Raw genomic sequence first — 18403 nt, forward strand, 5'->3', positions numbered from 1 at the left:
CTTAACTCTTGCTTTCTACCTGCTCACTGGTCATCCCATAGCGGCGTTGTCTACGACTAAAATCAGCAATGGCAGCCAAAAGGGCTTCTTCCTGAAAGTCCGGCCAATACAGATCACTGAAATACAGTTCTGAATAGGCGGCTTGCCATAGCATAAAGTTACTTACTCGTGTTTCTCCACCAGTTCGAATATACAGATCTGGTGCAGGTACATCAGGTAGCCCGATATACTGTTCAAAATAATCTCGGGAGATTTGATGAGACTCAATCTTCCCTTTTTTTACATCCTCAGCGCATCGCTGAGCTGCATTTACAATATCCCACTCACCACCGTAATTGGCAGCAATAACCAGGGTCATTGCATCATTATTTGCGGTTTTCTCTTCAGCTTCCTGGATGTGTGCCTGCAGAGTTTCGCTGAATCGCGTTTTATCTCCCATCACTCTCAGACGTATATTATTTCGATGAAGCTTTCTTACTTCATTCTTTAACGCCATCAAAAACAGAGACATCAAGCCCTTTACTTCATCCTCAGGGCGATTCCAGTTTTCACTGCTGAACGCAAACAGAGTGAGATACTGGACATCATGCTTCAAACACGTCTCAACAACATTTCTAACCGCATCCAAGCCGGCCTTATGACCAGCCAACTTAGGCAGGTGACGCTTTTTAGCCCAACGATTATTACCATCCATAATAATCGCAATATGATTAGGCACAGTCGCCGAAGCAGCTATATCAGAACTCATGGTTTGAGACACACCTTTAAACTACTTAACATGATGGATGACGCTAACTACATCCTCAGATACAAAAGTGCAGGTGATGATCCGTTATCTTAAAGAAATCGATCAAAACACCTGCATTCTTTATAGATCCGAATGGAAAATTAGATTTCCATCAAATCCTTTTCTTTCTTGGCAAGATCAGCATCTACCTGGGCAATATACTTATCCGTAATTTTCTGGATCTCATCTTCACCGCGACGTGCATCATCTTCTGTAATTTCTTTCTCTTTCAACAAATCCTTAATGTCTGAATTTGCATCTCGACGGATATTACGAATTGAAACACGCCCTGTTTCAGCTTCACCACGCGCTTGTTTAATGTAGTTTTTACGCGTTTCTTCCGTCAACGCCGGCATAGGAACACGAATAACTTCACCTGAGGTAGTTGGGTTCAGACCTAAGTCGGCTTTCATAATTGCCTTCTCAATATCAGGAACCATTGGCTTTTCCCATGGCACAACAGCCAAAGTACGAGCATCCTCTACGTTGACGTTTGCCACTTGACGCAAAGGCATGTCAGACCCGTAGTACGAAACCATTACAGAGTCCAAAATGCTTGGGTGAGCACGACCAGTACGAATCTTAGCAAAAGCTTGAGACAAAGCTTCAAGAGACTTAGTCATGCGCGCTTCAGCATCCTGCTTAATTTCATTAATCATAGTAACCTCTTTAATTCAGTCTCATTCGATTATTCAATTCGAACGTTTTCAATATTTTTTTCGTCTAGAGAAACCCTAGATAATCAACGAACAACTACATTCTTTCGATGATTGTGCCTTCATTACCACCAGTAACCGCATTCAACAATGCCCCTGGTTTATTCATATCAAGCACACGAATTGGCATATTGTGTTCATCGCACAAACAAATGGCCGTTAAATCCATAACACCCAACTTGCGTTCCAGAACTTCATCGAAAGACAAACGATCAAATTTAACAGCATCCGGATTTTTTACCGGATCGTCCGTATAAACACCGTCTACCTTGGTCGCTTTAACCACCACATCAGCGTCAATTTCAATGCCACGTAAACACGCCGCTGAATCAGTAGTAAAGAATGGATTCCCGGTTCCAGCCGAGAAAATCACCACATCACCCATACTTAGATAACGCATTGCCTTACGACGATCATAATGCTCCACTACACCACTCATAGGAATAGCAGACATTACATGCGAAGAGATATTAGATCGTTCAAGCGCATCACGCATCGCCAGACCGTTCATTACCGTTGCCAGCATGCCCATGTGATCACCCGTCACACGATCTAAACCAGCTTCACTTAATGCAGCTCCGCGATAGATGTTCCCACCACCGATAACAAGACCAACCTGAACACCAATACCAACCAACTGCCCCACAACCAGGGCCATATTATCAAGAACCTTAGGATCAATCCCAAAGTCCCCATCCCCCATAAGGGCTTCACCACTCAACTTAAGAAGAATACGCTTGTATTTTGCTTGACTGTCTTTGACTGGCATAAACCTATTTCTCACAGTTTTAAAATCACGCGCAAGTATACACGATTTCAAAAAAAAAGCGCCAACAGGCGCTTTTTTTGATACAGCTTTTAGGATCAGTAAATAATTACCTACCAGCCAACTGCTCAGCAACTTCTTGAGCGAAGTCTTTCTTCTCGACTTCAATACCTTCACCCACTTCAAAGCGAGTGAAAGAAAGAACTTCAGCACCCGCTTGCTGAGCCAACTTACCAACTGTCAACTCTGGGTTTTTAACGAAAGGCTGCTCAACAAGGCTATTTTCTTTCAAGAACTTGTTAATACGACCAACCATCATCTTCTCAACGATTTCAGCTGGCTTACCTTCCATATCAGGCTGAGCCTTAATGATCTCTTTCTCTTTCTCAACCGCTTCCGCAGACATATCTTCGCCTTTAACAACGCGAGGATTTACCGCAGTAATGTGCATAGCGATGTCTTTAGCCAACGCTGCTTCGCCTGCAGTTAATGCAACTACAGAAGCGATACGGTTGTTTGAGTGAACATAACCATCAACCATTGCACCTTCAACGATAACAGCACGACGAACAGTCATGTTTTCACCGATTTTTTGAACCAATTCTTGACGAACTTCTTCCAACTCACCCGCCATGATCGCTTCAATATCAGTCGTCCTCTCAGCAAATGCTTTATCAAGAACACGATTAGTCAACGCTAGGAAACTTTCGTCACGAGCAACGAAGTCTGTTTCACAGTTAACTTCTAAAACAACAGCATAAGAGTTGTCTTCTGCAACCTTAACCGCAACCACACCATCAGCCGCAGTACGGTCAGCTTTCTTAGCCGCTTTCAAACCTGAATTCTTACGAAGGTTTTCAATCGCTAGATCGATATCACCATCAGTTTCTTTAAGTGCTTTTTTACACTCAAGCATACCCAAACCAGTACGCTCACGTAACTCTTTAACCTGTGCAGCTGAAATTGCCATGTCTATCAACCTCAAAAAATTTTAACGATAAATCAGAAATAGGGGGCGATGCCCCCTATTCTCAGAAAAAGATATGAAACTTCAGTGACAGATTATTCTGCCGCTGCTGCCTCTTCTTTAACTTCAACAAACTCATCAGCAGACGCTTCTGTTGCTTCAAGAACAGTATCAGCAACTGCTTTAGCATATAGCTGAATTGCGCGAATCGCGTCATCGTTACCAGGGATAACATAATCAACGCCATCAGGATCACTGTTAGTATCAACGATACCAACTACAGGGATACCTAATTTGTTCGCTTCGTTTACAGCGATACGCTCATGATCAACATCAACAACAAAAAGGATATCTGGAAGACCACCCATATCCTTAATACCACCGATACCCAGCTCCAGTTTAGCCATTTCACGCTGACGCAAAAGAGCTTCTTTCTTAGTCAACTGTTCAAAAGTACCGTCTTGAGCTTGCTGTTCAAGTTCACGCAAACGACGAATAGACTGACGAATTGTCTTGTAGTTTGTCAGCATACCACCCAACCAACGATGGTTTACGTATGGCATACCACAACGCTGAGCTTCTTCTTTGATGATCTTACCAGCTTGGCGCTTAGTACCAACAAAAAGAACCTTGTTCTTGTTGCCAGTTGCTTTTTTGATTGCATCAAGAGCTTCATTGAACGCTGGAACAGTGTGCTCCAAGTTAATGATATGAATCTTGTTACGAGCACCAAAAATGAATTTACCCATTTTTGGATTCCAGAAACGAGTCTGGTGACCGAAGTGTACGCCTGCTTTTAGCAGATCACGCATAGAAACTTGAGACATTTTAAATACCTTAATATTTGGGTTATACCTCCGCACAACCTCCAAATCCAACCATTCGGCACCCGGACCTGAATTAACGCTGCGCGTGTGTTATTTACCCGCTTTTCAACGGGCGGCACTTTATACCACATTACCAACCATAATTAAAGCACATCATTCCCAAGCCAAAGACCAACTAACGAGATCTCTTACAATTTCTCTTCACCCTGTCTTTTACTCGCCACCTTCGCTAAAATACCTGACCAAATCAAACTGGATTAACTAGGAAATTCCAAAACTCATGTCAGTCACCATTAAAACACCAGAAGAGATCGAAAAAATGCGTGTTGCCGGTCGCCTAGCGGCTGAAGTTCTTGAAATGATCGAAGAGCACGTCAAACCTGGTGTCACCACTGGTCAACTTGATCAAATCTGCCACGATTACATTGTTAATGTACAAAATGCGATTCCAGCCCCTCTTAACTATAAGGGCTTCCCAAAATCCATCTGTACATCGGTCAACCATGTTATTTGTCACGGCATTCCTAGCGACAAAAAAGTGTTAAAGAACGGTGATGTGGTCAACATTGACGTCACCGTAATTAAAGATGGTTATCATGGCGATACCAGCAAGATGTTTTTTGTTGGAAAACCAACGGTTCAATCCGAGCGACTAGCCCGCATCACTCAAGAATGCCTTTACATCGGCATCGAAATGGTCAAGCCGGGTGTACGACTGGGAGACATTGGCCACGCTATTCAGAAGCACGCAGAATCCAACTACTATTCAGTTGTACGTGAATATTGTGGTCACGGCATTGGCAAAGTATTCCATGAAGATCCTCAGGTTATGCACTACGGCAAACCAGGAACAGGCATGGAACTCCAGGAAGGCATGACCTTCACCATCGAACCCATGATCAATGCTGGAAAACGCCACACAAAATTACTGCCTGACGGCTGGACAGTAGTCACCAAAGACCACAAACTTTCAGCACAATGGGAGCATACTCTCGCCGTGACATCTGACGGTGTTGAAGTCTTGACCAAACGCAAAGAAGAGAGCTTCTAATAAGCACTCTTCATTGCCTGATTTTCAACCCTATTACTTGGGTAGCTTTTTAGCAGAGCATAAATATGAGCACGTACTCGCCAGACACAGGACTTTTCAGCAAAGACTATTTCGAAAATTCACTTTCATTTGGCAACTCCATCATCAGCACACTCAAACAGATGATCGCCGATGGAGATACCGCGCTTAATGCTCGCTTTGAATCAGGCGATGATATTCACCATCTCATTTATGATCGAGCCTGGTTAATCGACCAGGTTCTGATCAAGGCATGGGAGCACAGTAACCTCCACGAAGTGGATCAATGTGCGCTCATCGCTGTAGGTGGTTATGGCCGAGGCGAACTGCATCCGAAGTCTGACATCGACGTTTTAATCCTGTTCGATTCAGAACCGCCGGAAAACCACCAACAAGCCATTGAACAATTCCTGACCTTGCTCTGGGATCTGAATCTCAATATTGGGCATAGCGTTCGCACAATAACCGAATGCCAGGAAGAAGCTCAGAAAGACATCACTGTTACTACCAACCTCATGGAATCCCGTGCGATTTCAGGTAACAGCGACATCCTTTATAAGATGACCTCACTCACAGGCCCATCATTTATCTGGGACAGCAAGGCCTTCTTTAAGGCCAAGTGGGAAGAGCAACAGCAACGCCATAGAAAGTTCAACAACATAGAGTACAACCTCGAGCCGAACATCAAAGCGTCTCCAGGCGGATTGCGTGATATCCAAACCATCATGTGGATCACCAAACGCCAATACGGGGCTAACTCCATGGATGAGCTGGTTCGTCTTAGCGTACTCAATGAAGAAGAACTGGATATGCTGCAACGAGGTCAGGAATTTCTCTGGCGCGTCCGCTATGCACTGCACATGATTGCCGGTCGCCCAGAAGACCGACTGTTGTTCGATCACCAACGAAAAATCGCCGAACTGTTTGACTATCAAGATACCGGTAGTCGTTTAGCCGTCGAACAGTTAATGCAACGCTATTACCGAACGGTCTTACAGCTTGGCGAACTTAACGACGTGATCATTCAGCACTTCAATGAAACCATTCTAATGGCGGACGAACCCGATGAAGTAGTCGAATTGAACGAACGTTTCGTAATCCGAAACAACTTTATCGAAGTCAAACATCCGAAAGTATTTGCTGAACAACCTTCCGCCATGCTTGAGATTTTCCTTATCATGGCTCGTACCGAAGGGGTTAAAGGAGCTCGTGCCACAACCATTCGCAATCTACGCAATCATCGCCATTTAATCGATGATAATTTCCGTGCCGACCCGATTAACACCAGCATATTTATGGCGTTGATGCGTACTCCCACCCGATTAGTCACCCAATTATGGCGTATGAGAAAGTGGGGAATTCTTGGTCGTTACCTACCTGAATTTGCTGGAATCACAGGGCAAATGCAGCACGACCTATTTCATATTTACACGGTTGATGCCCACACCCTGCAAGTGGTTCGCAACCTTCGTCGCTTCCGTTTCGCAGATAACCGTGATCAGTACCCGCTGGCTAGCCGAATCATCCATGAACTTCCGAAAGTAGAACTTTGCTATATTGCCGGCCTTTACCACGACATAGCTAAAGGAAGAGGCGGAGATCACTCAGAACTTGGTGCCGTAGATGCGCGTAAATTCTGTGAACGCCACGGATTGAATAAGTGGGAAACTGATCTGGTGAGTTGGCTGGTAGAAAATCATCTATTAATGTCCATGACTGCCCAACGTAAAGACATCAGTGATCCCGATGTGATACTGGAATTTGCTGAAAAAGTTCAGGATAAAAATCACCTGGATTACTTATTCTTGCTCACCGTAGCAGACATCAATGCCACCAACCCGACACTATGGAATAGCTGGCGCGCCTCGCTCATGCGTCAACTATATACCGAGACCTGGCGTGCTCTTAGACGTGGACTGGAAAACCCGATTAATCCACAAGAGTACCTGAAGGATCGAGAAGACTCTGTACTGGAACTCATGTTCGACATGCCTTACACCGAAGCACAAGTTCGGGAGTTATTGTCTCAGCTTGGGCAAGACTATGTGTTCCGTAATACACCAACGGAAATTGCCTGGCATGTTTCCTCCATTCTTTCTCACAAAAATCCCTCTCAACCACTCATTGAGTTAAGGGAAACCACCGATCGTGAACACGAAGGTGGCACCGAAATTTTTGTGTACACAAAAGACGAGAAGCACTTGTTTGCAGTGACGGCGTCGGTGATGGAAAACCTCAATCTGAACATTCAGGATGCTCAGATCATCATCTCCGAAAGCGGCTTCACGCTAAACAGTTTTATCGTGCTTGATGACTCTGGCTCTCCGATTGGAGAAAACAGTCTTCGTATTGAAGAAATCAAAGCCAGCCTAATCGTTGCATTACAAGATCCAAGCAACTATTTAGAGCTGATCAGAAAGCGCACTCCGCGACAACTGAAACAGTTCAAGATGCCGACAGAAGTGATCATTCACAATGATGCCATCAAGCAAGTGACCGTTATTGAAGTCACTGCACCTGATCGCCCTGGTATTCTTGCCATGATTGGCAGAGTTTTTGTCGACTTTGACGTGAGACTACAGAACGCCAAGATCACAACCCTCGGTGAAAAAATTGATGATATTTTCTACATCACTGACACAGAAAATACACCGATCAGTGATCCTGACGTGTGCATCCAGCTTCAACACACACTTTGCAAGACATTAGACGAGCACTCCAACAATCAATAAGCTCAATCAAAATAAGAACGAACACGGTTTCTTTTGCATGACTAACTAACGCAAAAGAAACCAGCAAGGACTCGAAATGAACCCAGATCTAGATAAGCTTCAGCCTTACCCATTTGAAAAACTTGCCAAACTTAAAGAAGGCATTACACCGCCAGCAGATAAAAAGCACATTGCACTATCAATTGGCGAGCCCAAGCACCCTGCACCGCAGTTTGTTTTGGATACACTGGTTAACGCTTTACCAGAAATGGAACGCTATCCAAGCACCAAGGGTTTACCCGAGTTAAGAGAAGCCATCGCAAATTGGTTAATCCAACGTTTTAAACTCAACCAATGCGATGCAGAAACTCAGGTCTTGCCGGTTAACGGAACACGCGAAGCAATTTTTGCTTTCACTCAAGCAGCAATTGATCGTACGGCCAGCAACCCGCTGGTTGTCAGCCCAAACCCGTTTTATCAGATCTACGAAGGGGCAGCTTACCTAAGTGGGGCGACCCCTCACTTCCTGCCTTGCCTGGAAGATCATCACTTCATCCCTGATTTCAGCCAAGTGGAAGAGCGCGTTTGGAACGATTGCCAAATTCTATTTCTTTGCTCACCAGGCAACCCTACTGGCTCAGTGATACCAAGCAGCACTCTAGAGCAACTGATTGAATTATCTGACAAACATAACTTCATCATTGCTTCGGATGAATGCTATTCCGAGATTTATACGGATGAAGCCAACAAACCAACAGGCTTATTGGAAGTCTGCGCCCAAATAGGCCGAGACGACTTTAAAAACTGCGTGGTATTCCACTCTCTTTCCAAGCGTTCAAACCTTCCCGGTCTACGATCAGGCTTTATTGCCGGAGATCAGGACATTCTGAAAAACTTCCTGCTTTATCGCACGTATCATGGCTGCTCAATGGGCATTCATACTCAGTTAGCCTCCATCGCCGCGTGGAATGATGAAGAACACGTTTTGGAAAATCGTCGCCAGTACAAGCAGAAATTTAAGCAAGTTCTTGAAGTTCTAAGCCCTGTTATGGACATCGAACAAACGGATGCCAGCTTTTATCTTTGGCCCAAAACTCCAATCAATGAAGAAGAGTTTGCACAAAGGTTGTTTGCTGAAGAAAACATCACGGTTTTACCTGGCAGCTACCTATCAAGAACCGTTGATGGTATAAACCCGGGCGAAGGACGAATCCGAATGGCGCTCGTCGCAGAAGTGGATGAATGCCTGGAAGCAGCTCAGCGGATTCGAAGCCTGATCGAACGACTCAACAAGTCATAACATATTAGTTAAATCCCAAACCAGAATGTATCTAAAGCACCAAAGGTTAAAGCATGTCCACTAAAATATATGGCATTAAAAACTGCGACACGATGAAGAAAGCATTTAAATGGCTTGATTCTAAGGGTGTCAGTTATGAATTTCAGGATTACAAAAAAGAAGCACCCTCTGAAGAGCAAGCCAAGCAGTGGATTGAAACCTTAGGCTGGGAAAACGTTATCAATAAACGCGGCACGACATGGCGTAAGCTGGATGACGATCTAAAGAACAACATGAACGAACAAAAAGCGGTTGAAGTCATCCTAGACAACCCATCCATTATTAAGCGTCCGCTATTAGAGCATAACGATCAAACTATTCTTGGATTCAAAGAAGCTGACTACCAAGCCCTTTTTGAGTCCTAATCTTTTTAAATCACGTTTATCCGAATTCAACAGGAGTTAACATGGCATTTTCATTTGCAATCGGTATCGGCACCAAAAACACTAAAGGCGAGTGGCTGGAAACGTTTTTCCAAGCACCTGTGCTAAATCCAGCGGACAGCATCATTGACGCAGCAAAAGCTGCGATTGGTTATACCAAAGGCAATCAAACAATCGAAGCTTCAACTGAAGCACTTACCGCATTGGCAAGCGCTTTGGAATCAGCAGGCGAAGCAACTCAAGCTAACATTGCAAAAACAGCTGCTCAATCATCAGCGCCAGCGGTTGTAGTTGTTCTTGAATCAGACGAACAAGCAAGCTCAACTCCAGAAGTGTATTTAAAGCTTCATCTTCTATCACACCGTTTGGTAAAACCACACGGCGTTAATCTGGCTGGCATCTTTGGTCTACTTCCAAACGTCGCATGGACCAATGTAGGTGCGATCGACCTGACAGAACTTGCTCAAAAACAACTTGAAGCTCGTGCTAAAGGCGAGTTAATCCAGGTTCAATCTGTGGATAAGTTTCCTAAAATGACGGATTACGTAGTTCCAGCCGGTGTACGTATCGCGGATACTTCACGTGTACGTCTTGGCGCTTACATTGGTGAAGGCACCACCATCATGCACGAAGGCTTCGTGAACTTTAATGCAGGTACCGAAGGCACGTCTATGGTTGAAGGCCGTATCTCTGCTGGCGTCATGGTAGGCGAAGGCAGTGACCTGGGCGGTGGCTGTTCAACAATGGGTACCTTGTCTGGCGGCGGTAACATCATCATTGCAGTGGGTAAAAACAGCTTAATCGGCGCAAACGCCGGTATTGGCATTCCACTAGGTGACCGTTGTACGGTTGAAGCGGGCCTTTATATTACTGCCGGTACCAAGGTTATTATGCTGGATGACCAAAACCAAGCGGTTGAAACGGTTAAAGCGCGCGACCTTGCAAACAAGAACGACCTATTATTCCGTCGTAACTCTCAAACCGGTGCTGTGGAATGTAAAACCAACAAAACAGCCATCGAGCTTAACGAAGAATTGCACGCAAACAACTAAGTTTTACCCAAGTAATTCAATACCCTACTCAATCCCCGGCCTTCTGCCGGGGATTTTTTATCCTGTCCGAAAGACCATTCAGCGGTTCATACTTAACATTTCACTCTATATTTATATACCAACCATCTGAATTTTCATGTTTTTTGCGTTGCGTCTCAAAATTGAATTAAGTAGCATCTGTTAAATTGAACTATCATTATCTGCTAGTCCCATATTAAAGCCTGCGCAGGGAAAACCATGGAGAATAAAAGAATGTTAAGGTGTGGTTACCAAAGTTTATTTTATATTTTGTTTGCTTGGATATTAGCAGCCTGCGGCGGTGGCGGCGGTGGTGGTGTTGACCCGAATGATGGGAATATCGGTGGTGGCTCATCTAGTTCCAGCGTTGATCTTGTTCTACAAGACTCTGCTGGTAATCCTATCGTTAACATTTCAGACGCCAGCTCTGCATTTCTGGTAGCCTCTCTTTCTGGCTCTAACAATGCTAACCGTATTGTAAACTTCTCTTTAACTGAGCCTTATGGACGATTAAATCCAAGCTCAGGACGTGCGGTAACTAATTCAAGTGGCGTAGCAAGTATCCAAATTTTTGCAGGTACAGAGGCTGGTGCTGGAACGGCAGCTGTTGTCGTTGACACAGGAGCGTTTGATACCACAACCTATAACGCTCTTGGCGATGAAGGTGACTCTTCATCACTACCAGCTAACGCAACGCTTGAAGTTAATATCTACAAAGCTGCGGCATACACTGCTACCCCGCAATCTAAAACGCCATTTAACTCCGGCGAAGAAATTACTCGCGATGTTAGAGCCGTAATTGAAGCTCAATTATCAACCACCTCAGCAACTGAGAGCGTTGAAGGATTTGTCATAAGTTTTTCAACTGATCTTGGGGTACTTAACCAATCAACAGCTTTAACCGATAGCAATGGTATTGCTTACGTCATTCTTTCTGCAGGAGATACAGCAGGTGCTGGCACCGCAACCGCAACTATTAGTGGAGTTTCTAAAGGAGCCTCTTTTGCGACAGCGGGTGACGATGTAGATACAACCACTACAGCTGTAACAGTCACTCAAGATTTCGCCCTATCCTCAAAGGAGGATACAAGAAATATTACCACCACAGACAACGGTATTCTCACCGTCGGTTTAACCCAGGGTAGCGCATTACAATATGCAAATGTAAACGTAACTATTACAGGACAAGGGATCTTAGAATATACTTTTCCGGGCACAACCCGTACGATTACAGGCCAATCTTTAGACGTTATTACAGATTCCAACGGTCAAGCCGTTCTTGATATTATTCCAGGTTCTATATCTGGAAACGGAAGTGTTGTATCTACTTATAACGGAGAGAATACTAGCAACTCAATTAACTTCAACATCATTGCTGATGAAATACAGTTTGGCGCAATTGTCGGAACTGACAACACGATTATCAACAATTTTGAAGAGTCAGTTGTTGAGATAGATACAACCTCATTATCTGCCGGAAGCACAACGGTGCTTGAAGTTGCTGCAATCAAGGGCGATAGCCCGGCCACGTTATTTACAGAGTCTTATCAAGTCAGCTTTACTTCGAGCTGTATATCTGCTGGAAATGCTAGTGTCGATTCTCCGGTAACAGCTATCAGTGGGATTGCTGTGGCAACTTATACAAACATCTCTTGTACAGGAAATGATGTAATCACTGCAAACGCAACTATTGGTGGACAGCCATTCCAAGCAACCAGAGCAGCCGGTAGCACAACAGACAATACCGCTATTATTACTACCACATCGTCATCAGCAACCAGTCTATCAATGACTAACATTACTGAAACGTTGCTAGCACTCAAAAACACCAGCGGCTTAGGACGCTCAGAAACATCTGATATCACCTTTACAGCTACAGACAGCGGAGGTAATGCCGTTCCTTCGCAAACGGTTAATTTCGAACTAACAACCGATGTTGGTGGTATTACGTTCTCTCCTGCTTCTGCAAACACCAATGCTAATGGACAAGTAACAGTAACAATTACTTCAGGCACTGTACCAACCCCTGTTCGAGTAAAAGCAAACATGACTGTTGGCGCAACTACGATATCGACTGTGTCAGAACAATTAAATATTGGCGTAGGTTTACCGGATCAGGATAGCTTTTCTCAAGCCCTGGAAAGTTTTGCAGTACAAGCATATAACGGCGCAAACGTTCAAAATACCATCACTCTTAGCGCAGCAGATCACTTTGGCAACCCGGTTGTATCAGGAACCACATTTACTGTCATTGCCGACAAAGGCGGTCGTGTAGGTTCAGTGAATAATAATAATGCCCAAGCTTCATGCGAAGTGACCAACCAAAGTGAAGCAACTCAAGGCAGTTGTACTCTAACCTGGTTAAGCTCTGGAGATAATCCAGATGTAGACCTTAACAGAAGCGTACGAACAAACATCGCCCCTCTATCTAGAGGCAAAAACGATCGATTCGGTCGAACGAATGTTCTGGCTTATGCCATTGGTGAAGAAACCTTTTATGATTCTAATGGTAATGGAGTGTTTGACGTTGAATGCTCCAATTGTATAGATACTAACGGTGATGGCACTCTAGATGGAAATTTAGATATTAACGGTGACTCAGTTATCGACTCAAGTGTCAGTGAAGCATTTGATGACATGGGCGAACCATTTGCAGACATCAACGAAGATGGTGTGTATACCAATGATCAAATTGATGCTAATGATCCGACACCAGGCGATGATAGTGATGACATCACAGAGGCATTTGTAGACTTCAATTCAAATCTTACCTATGACGGACCAGACGGTCTGTTTAACGGTGCTTTATGTAGCCAAGCAGCTATTGCTGAAGGTCATTGTGCCAGCTTAACCTATGTCTGGGATGAAGATACGTTTGTTATATCGACAGATGATGGAATTTTCTATATTAGAGATAGCGACCCGCTAGCAGGAAACTATGAATATGAGCAATCAGGCAACCCTCCTTCGTCTGACGAAGTTTCTACAGACATCACTAATTTAACAGGTGACGTACCACAATATGATAATGGTACTGAATTAGTAAATGGTATTGAATTAAGTACTACAAACTCCTCAGAGACGGTCTATATATTAATCACCGATAACAATGGTAATAATATACCTGCAGGTTCTGAAATAACGTTCACCTGTTCAAATTGTGATGTGACCGCAGGCAGTTCTCAAACAGCTAGCAACTCTACAAACCCAAGTGCATATTCTGTGACTCTTGCAAGACCCACTAGTGTAAATCAAGTATCTGGCCAGTTATCAATTGAATACCAAACACCTGACGGAACTAGCAGGTCAGCCTCCTATACTGTAGTAACTCCCTTTTAATAATTCCAAGCCCCTCACCGAGGGGCTTTTTCTTTTCTCCCCAACTTCCTGTAAAATCTCGCCCTTAATCCTACTTAGCTTGCGAGAAAACCATGTCCTCAACCGATCTTTCCCCAACCCTTGAATTAGCCGTTGATTTGATTCGTCGTAATTCTGTTACTCCTGACGATAAAGGCTGCCAGGACGTAATGATTGAGCGTCTTGAAAAACTAGGCTTTAAGATCGAGAAACTGCGTTTTGAAGAGGTGGATAACTTCTGGGCTCGTCGTGGCGAAGGTGAACCTGTTTTAGCCTTTGCAGGTCATACAGATGTGGTTCCGACCGGTCCATTAGAGAAGTGGGATACAGATCCGTTCAAGCCTGAAATCAAAGAAGACGGCATGTTGTACGGACGTGGTGCAGCAGACATGAAAGGCTCGTTGGCGGCGATGATTGTTGCGGTTGAGCGCTTCATTGAAGAACATCCGAATCATGTGGGCTCTATTGCCTTTTTGATCACCAGTGATGAAGAAGGCCCTGCCAAGAACGGCACCGTAAAAGTGGTTGAGCATTTACAAGCACGTAACGAACACATTGACTGGTGCATCGTGGGCGAGCCATCCAGCACCAATCAATTGGGCGACGTAGTGAAAAACGGCCGTCGCGGTTCATTAAACGGTTATCTAACAGTAAAAGGTCAACAAGGTCATGTGGCTTACCCGCACCTTGCAGACAACCCTATTCACAGCATCGCTAACGCCTTAGCCGAACTTACCAATCAGGTTTGGGATAATGGCAACGAGTTTTTCCCGGCGACCAGCTTCCAGGTTACCAACATTAACTGTGGAACAGGCGCTACCAATGTGATTCCTGGCGAGCTAGAAATGGTCTTCAACTTCCGCTACTGCACTGAAGTGACTGCCGAGCAATTAATGGAACTTACCGATTCAATCCTTGAAAAGCACGGTGTTAAATATGAATTAAAATGGATGCTGTCTGGTCGCCCATTCTTAACATCTGGCGGTTCACTAATTGATGCTGTTAAGCACAGCGTGAAAAAAGTGACAGGGTATGAGCCAGAGCTTTCAACGTCCGGCGGTACTTCGGATGGTCGTTTTATCGCACCGACTGGGACACACGTGGTTGAGCTTGGTCCGTCAAATGCGACCATTCATAAAATTAATGAGTGCGTGAATGCGGAAGACCTCAACCTACTTACAGACGTTTATCAGCAAATCCTGATCGATTTACTCGCAGAAGCTTAATCGTCCATGCCAGACAAGCGAAAATTATTAACCTTACTAAGCGCTCGAAACCTACCGGATCATGTAATATTTCAGCGCTTTGTTTGTGCAGTGTTCATTTTCGCTTGCGGTGCCCTGCTTATTTTCTACGCTGAATCTAAAATAGAGCCATCGCTCCGCCAAGAGATCATTGCCTTAGTCGGGTTAATTTTAGCCTGTGCAGGTGGCGCTTATGCATTCATTCATTATCTCGCACTGATATTCTCTCGTTTAAGAGGCAAATAATTTATGTATCCAGACATCGAAGTCTACGTCAAAAACAAATCCGAAGAAGAGCTTGTGAACTGGTTTGAGCAAGCACTGGGTACAACAGAGTATCAGGGGAAATTACAAGGCGGCCTTCAGCACTACCAAGTCCAATGCCAAGGTAAATCATTACCGGTAATGATCATGCCAGCAGTTGTAGGAAAAGCCTGGAACAGCGTCTGGTTTGATACGCCAGATACCCCCTGGGAAGACGACATCACGTGTGCGAAACAAATGGCCCAGGAACTTAATACCGAAATTCGCTGCATTCGCAGTGGCTGGGATGAAGATCAAGACCCAGATGAGTGGTTAAAAGTATTACCGGATGGCAACACGGAAGAGATTCTTTGGAAAAAATAAGTTGCGCTCAGGTAGAGTTGTTCAGAGCTATTTTCCAAAGGTGCTGTGCAGTTCGCTAAGACCATAGCTCGTAAAAAACATTGCTCGTAATGAGCAAACCTACGAGCTAGAACGCTTTTTTGGTATAAATATCAAACCGCCCTGATTTACCTTTTATTTGTAAACTCGGGGTCTTGTTAGCCAGAAAAGGAGCGGCTTTAGGACGCTTAACCACCACCCGGTGCTTTGAAATTCGGTAAGCTGGCTCAAACAACTCATCGGCGTCCTCATCACCACCAATCAGTTGCTTAAATACGCGCATTTCCTTTTTCACTAACGCCGTCTTTGACCGATCCGGGAACATAGGGTCCAGATAGACAACATCAAAGCTTTCATCTTCTATGTCGCTGCTGGCTGAAATAAAGTCTTCCTTACGCAACGACATTCTCTCAACCACATCCGTTACATCACTGGCAATTGAAGCCCTATCCAAACCATCCTGAAGTAATTCCCGAACGGCGGGATTACGCTCAAACATGGTTACTGAGCACCCTAAAGCAGCAAGAATCAGGCTATCCCGGCCTAAGCCTGCAGTGGCATCCAGAACCGTTAATTGTCGATCTCCAGAGACTTTACTCAATCCAACCGCTTTTGCGACTTGCTCGCCTTTACCGCCCCCGTGCTTTAAACGATGAACCATGGCGTTACCTTCAAAGGCAACGAACACAGGGCCAGGTGGTTTTGGACCGGTTGACTGTAAAGAAACCGCTTCATCAAACACCAAAGCCAGATGCTTATCAGGGTCCAACGAGGTTAAATCCAGCGTTTGCTGTGGTCGGATAACCAATGCCTGACCGCCGAAAGCCTCAACAAACTTGGTCGCCTGGGCCTCTCTATGCGGTGCATACAGCACCACAAGAGACTCGGTCACTTGTTCAGGTTTCAGCTTATAGACAGTCGACATTAAGTAATAACCTAAGCAGGAATGATGAATGCGATTCCCAGAAGAATGATTCCCAGGGCACAGCGGTAAATTACGAATGGCAAAACACCAATGCGATTAATAAAGGCTAAAAATAGTTTAATACAAATATACGCACTGATTGCTGCTAACAAGGCTCCACTACCAGCCACCATCATGGAAGCATCACTTCCTTGTTCAATAAGATCTTTCCCTTTGAACAGACCAGCACCAAGAATAACGGGAATCGAAAGTAAAAAAGAAAACCTGGCAGCACTTTCACGCGTTTGACCAAGAAATAACGACGCAGTCATCGTCACACCAGAGCGCGATGTCCCGGGAATCAAAGCAAAAACCTGGGCCAAACCTACAGCTAATGCTCCTTTTATTCCCAGCAACTCCATTGGTTGTTTTCTTGAACCTGCCTTATCAGCCCACAACAAAACCAAACCAAAGAAAATTGAAGCCGCCGCGATCACCACAATAGAGCGAAGATGCGTTTCAATAAAATCGTTCAATGTCGCGCCACATAACACCACAGGGATAGTAGCAATGATAATCCACCACCCCATTTTAGCTTCGGTGGTTACACCCTTTCCTACAAAACTACCAAACCACGCCATTGCAATCTTGAATACATCCTTGCGGAAATAGATCAACACCGCCAGCAATGTCCCTACATGCACCGCGACATCAAACGTCAACCCTTGATCCTGCCACCCTAAAAGCTGAGCAGGTAAAATCAGGTGGGCCGAACTTGAGATCGGCAGAAATTCAGTTAACCCTTGAATAACAGCTAATAGAACCAGTTGGAACCAAGCCATACACACTCCTTGTACTCTAAGTCTTATTTTTTCTGATCGGCTTTCTTTTTCGCCACATCATTTCGAACGTATAACGGTTCCACCTGATCAGCAGATTGCCACAATACTTGCTCAGGAAATTCCTGAATGAACGTCAGCATGTCTTCAGCACGAGGTCGCTCTTCCGGGAAGAATTCCACGTCATCAACTGCGGCAGAAAATTGGTCACGATACACCAACCCAGTGCCCGACATCGCTTGAATATTCTCGATATTGACATCTGTTGGTTTGGACACAGACGGCTCAGACAACAACTCAAATGCCGTTTCTGAATAGCGATACTTTGCCCAGTACAACTCGTTCATCCGGGCATCCACCGTCGCAATCAGCTCGCCAGAATCATGAGCACTCAACATGCGAGTTCGAATTGCCAAGGCAGTTAATGTAGACACAGCTGCCACAGGCTTATTAATTGCGAAAGCCAAGCCCTGGACCACGCCAAAAGCGATTCTTAATCCAGTAAAAGAACCAGGGCCAGCGCCAACTACAAGGCCATCCAATTGCGATACCGCAACACCCTGTTTAGCCAGTAAGCTCTCTACCATTGGCAGGATATTCTGGGTATGTTCCCGAGGGAGTAACTGATGATCAGAGTGAATTGTACCGTTATGCAGTAACGCCACCGAACAGGCATCCGTCGACGTATCAATCGCGAGTAAAGTAGATTTCATAAAGATTAAAGAATAGTAATAGGCAGACATAAAAAAGGTCTAAAAGCAGAGACTTTTAGACCTTTC

General features: G+C 44.7%; 16 protein-coding genes. 8 read left to right on the forward strand and 8 right to left on the reverse strand.

All coding sequences use genetic code 11. The annotated features are described in order from the left end of the window. Position 1: 1 nt before the first annotated feature. From uppS to rpsB, 5 genes are all read right to left on the reverse strand, one after another. Entirely contained in the window at positions 2 to 748 is a 747-nt protein-coding gene (gene uppS, locus QQL66_RS08400; protein ID WP_284380679.1) for an undecaprenyl pyrophosphate synthase, read from the reverse strand. Positions 749 to 888: 140 nt separating this feature from the next. Continuing rightward, positions 889 to 1446 (reverse strand): ribosome recycling factor, encoded by a 558-nt coding sequence (gene frr / locus QQL66_RS08405; RefSeq protein WP_284380681.1) that lies wholly within the window; start codon positions 1444 to 1446, stop codon positions 889 to 891. A gap of 94 nt (positions 1447 to 1540) precedes the next feature. Further along, positions 1541 to 2272: a UMP kinase gene (pyrH, locus tag QQL66_RS08410; RefSeq protein WP_284380682.1), complete on the reverse strand. Its 732-nt coding sequence runs from the start codon at positions 2270 to 2272 to the stop codon at positions 1541 to 1543. Positions 2273 to 2378: 106 nt separating this feature from the next. Continuing rightward, on the reverse strand, positions 2379 to 3239 hold the full coding sequence (gene tsf, locus QQL66_RS08415) for a translation elongation factor Ts (protein WP_284380683.1): 861 nt from the start codon (positions 3237 to 3239) through the stop codon (positions 2379 to 2381). A 92-nt stretch (positions 3240 to 3331) separates the two neighbouring features. Next, entirely contained in the window at positions 3332 to 4063 is a 732-nt protein-coding gene (rpsB, locus tag QQL66_RS08420) for a 30S ribosomal protein S2 (RefSeq protein ID WP_284380685.1), read from the reverse strand. Between the two features lie 280 nt (positions 4064 to 4343). Here rpsB and map point away from each other — a divergent pair, with 280 nt between their 5' ends. The 8 genes from map to QQL66_RS08460 all read left to right on the forward strand — a co-directional run bounded on the left by map (position 4344) and on the right by QQL66_RS08460 (position 15863). Beyond that, a complete protein-coding gene (gene map, locus QQL66_RS08425) occupies positions 4344 to 5114 on the forward strand; it encodes a type I methionyl aminopeptidase (RefSeq protein ID WP_284380687.1) in 771 nt (256 codons plus the stop codon). 65 nt (positions 5115 to 5179) lie between these two features. Then, positions 5180 to 7864, forward strand: coding sequence for a [protein-PII] uridylyltransferase (locus QQL66_RS08430; protein WP_284380689.1), 2685 nt, complete (start codon positions 5180 to 5182; stop codon positions 7862 to 7864). 76 nt (positions 7865 to 7940) lie between these two features. Continuing rightward, complete coding sequence (gene dapC, locus QQL66_RS08435) at positions 7941 to 9143, forward strand: succinyldiaminopimelate transaminase (RefSeq protein WP_284380690.1); 1203 nt, start codon at positions 7941 to 7943, stop codon at positions 9141 to 9143. Between the two features lie 53 nt (positions 9144 to 9196). After that, entirely contained in the window at positions 9197 to 9547 is a 351-nt protein-coding gene (locus QQL66_RS08440) for an ArsC family reductase (RefSeq protein ID WP_284380691.1), read from the forward strand. A gap of 41 nt (positions 9548 to 9588) precedes the next feature. Then, positions 9589 to 10617 (forward strand): 2,3,4,5-tetrahydropyridine-2,6-dicarboxylate N-succinyltransferase, encoded by a 1029-nt coding sequence (gene dapD / locus QQL66_RS08445; RefSeq protein WP_284380692.1) that lies wholly within the window; start codon positions 9589 to 9591, stop codon positions 10615 to 10617. A gap of 237 nt (positions 10618 to 10854) precedes the next feature. Next, positions 10855 to 13974 (forward strand): beta strand repeat-containing protein, encoded by a 3120-nt coding sequence (locus tag QQL66_RS08450; RefSeq protein ID WP_284380693.1) that lies wholly within the window; start codon positions 10855 to 10857, stop codon positions 13972 to 13974. A gap of 92 nt (positions 13975 to 14066) precedes the next feature. Then, a complete protein-coding gene (gene dapE, locus QQL66_RS08455; RefSeq protein WP_284380694.1) occupies positions 14067 to 15218 on the forward strand; it encodes a succinyl-diaminopimelate desuccinylase in 1152 nt (383 codons plus the stop codon). A 267-nt stretch (positions 15219 to 15485) separates the two neighbouring features. After that, positions 15486 to 15863 (forward strand): hypothetical protein, encoded by a 378-nt coding sequence (locus QQL66_RS08460; protein WP_284380695.1) that lies wholly within the window; start codon positions 15486 to 15488, stop codon positions 15861 to 15863. A 106-nt stretch (positions 15864 to 15969) separates the two neighbouring features. Here QQL66_RS08460 and QQL66_RS08465 read toward each other — a convergent pair whose 3' ends face one another. The 3 genes from QQL66_RS08465 to tsaB are packed head-to-tail and all read right to left on the reverse strand — an operon-like array spanning position 15970 to position 18367. Beyond that, entirely contained in the window at positions 15970 to 16806 is an 837-nt protein-coding gene (locus QQL66_RS08465) for a class I SAM-dependent methyltransferase (RefSeq protein ID WP_284380696.1), read from the reverse strand. A gap of 11 nt (positions 16807 to 16817) precedes the next feature. Further along, a complete protein-coding gene (locus QQL66_RS08470; RefSeq protein WP_284380697.1) occupies positions 16818 to 17627 on the reverse strand; it encodes an undecaprenyl-diphosphate phosphatase in 810 nt (269 codons plus the stop codon). A 23-nt stretch (positions 17628 to 17650) separates the two neighbouring features. Continuing rightward, positions 17651 to 18367 (reverse strand): tRNA (adenosine(37)-N6)-threonylcarbamoyltransferase complex dimerization subunit type 1 TsaB, encoded by a 717-nt coding sequence (gene tsaB / locus QQL66_RS08475; RefSeq protein WP_284380698.1) that lies wholly within the window; start codon positions 18365 to 18367, stop codon positions 17651 to 17653. Positions 18368 to 18403 lie beyond the last annotated feature (36 nt).

Origin of the sequence: Litoribrevibacter albus, from assembly GCF_030159995.1 — a bacterium.
Lineage (GTDB): Bacteria > Pseudomonadota > Gammaproteobacteria > Pseudomonadales > Litoribrevibacteraceae > Litoribrevibacter > Litoribrevibacter albus.

What these genes read in the sequence shown, in the direction of transcription:
- uppS (WP_284380679.1), bottom strand. Translation starts at nt 748, where the DNA reads ATGAGTTCTGATATAGCTGCTTCGGCGACTGTGCCTAATCATATTGCG.
- frr (WP_284380681.1), bottom strand. Translation starts at nt 1,446, where the DNA reads ATGATTAATGAAATTAAGCAGGATGCTGAAGCGCGCATGACTAAGTCT.
- pyrH (WP_284380682.1), bottom strand. Translation starts at nt 2,272, where the DNA reads ATGCCAGTCAAAGACAGTCAAGCAAAATACAAGCGTATTCTTCTTAAG.
- tsf (WP_284380683.1), bottom strand. Translation starts at nt 3,239, where the DNA reads ATGGCAATTTCAGCTGCACAGGTTAAAGAGTTACGTGAGCGTACTGGT.
- rpsB (WP_284380685.1), bottom strand. Translation starts at nt 4,063, where the DNA reads ATGTCTCAAGTTTCTATGCGTGATCTGCTAAAAGCAGGCGTACACTTC.
- map (WP_284380687.1), top strand. Translation starts at nt 4,344, where the DNA reads ATGTCAGTCACCATTAAAACACCAGAAGAGATCGAAAAAATGCGTGTT.
- QQL66_RS08430 (WP_284380689.1), top strand. Translation starts at nt 5,180, where the DNA reads ATGAGCACGTACTCGCCAGACACAGGACTTTTCAGCAAAGACTATTTC.
- dapC (WP_284380690.1), top strand. Translation starts at nt 7,941, where the DNA reads ATGAACCCAGATCTAGATAAGCTTCAGCCTTACCCATTTGAAAAACTT.
- QQL66_RS08440 (WP_284380691.1), top strand. Translation starts at nt 9,197, where the DNA reads ATGTCCACTAAAATATATGGCATTAAAAACTGCGACACGATGAAGAAA.
- dapD (WP_284380692.1), top strand. Translation starts at nt 9,589, where the DNA reads ATGGCATTTTCATTTGCAATCGGTATCGGCACCAAAAACACTAAAGGC.
- QQL66_RS08450 (WP_284380693.1), top strand. Translation starts at nt 10,855, where the DNA reads ATGGAGAATAAAAGAATGTTAAGGTGTGGTTACCAAAGTTTATTTTAT.
- dapE (WP_284380694.1), top strand. Translation starts at nt 14,067, where the DNA reads ATGTCCTCAACCGATCTTTCCCCAACCCTTGAATTAGCCGTTGATTTG.
- QQL66_RS08460 (WP_284380695.1), top strand. Translation starts at nt 15,486, where the DNA reads ATGTATCCAGACATCGAAGTCTACGTCAAAAACAAATCCGAAGAAGAG.
- QQL66_RS08465 (WP_284380696.1), bottom strand. Translation starts at nt 16,806, where the DNA reads ATGTCGACTGTCTATAAGCTGAAACCTGAACAAGTGACCGAGTCTCTT.
- QQL66_RS08470 (WP_284380697.1), bottom strand. Translation starts at nt 17,627, where the DNA reads ATGGCTTGGTTCCAACTGGTTCTATTAGCTGTTATTCAAGGGTTAACT.
- tsaB (WP_284380698.1), bottom strand. Translation starts at nt 18,367, where the DNA reads ATGTCTGCCTATTACTATTCTTTAATCTTTATGAAATCTACTTTACTC.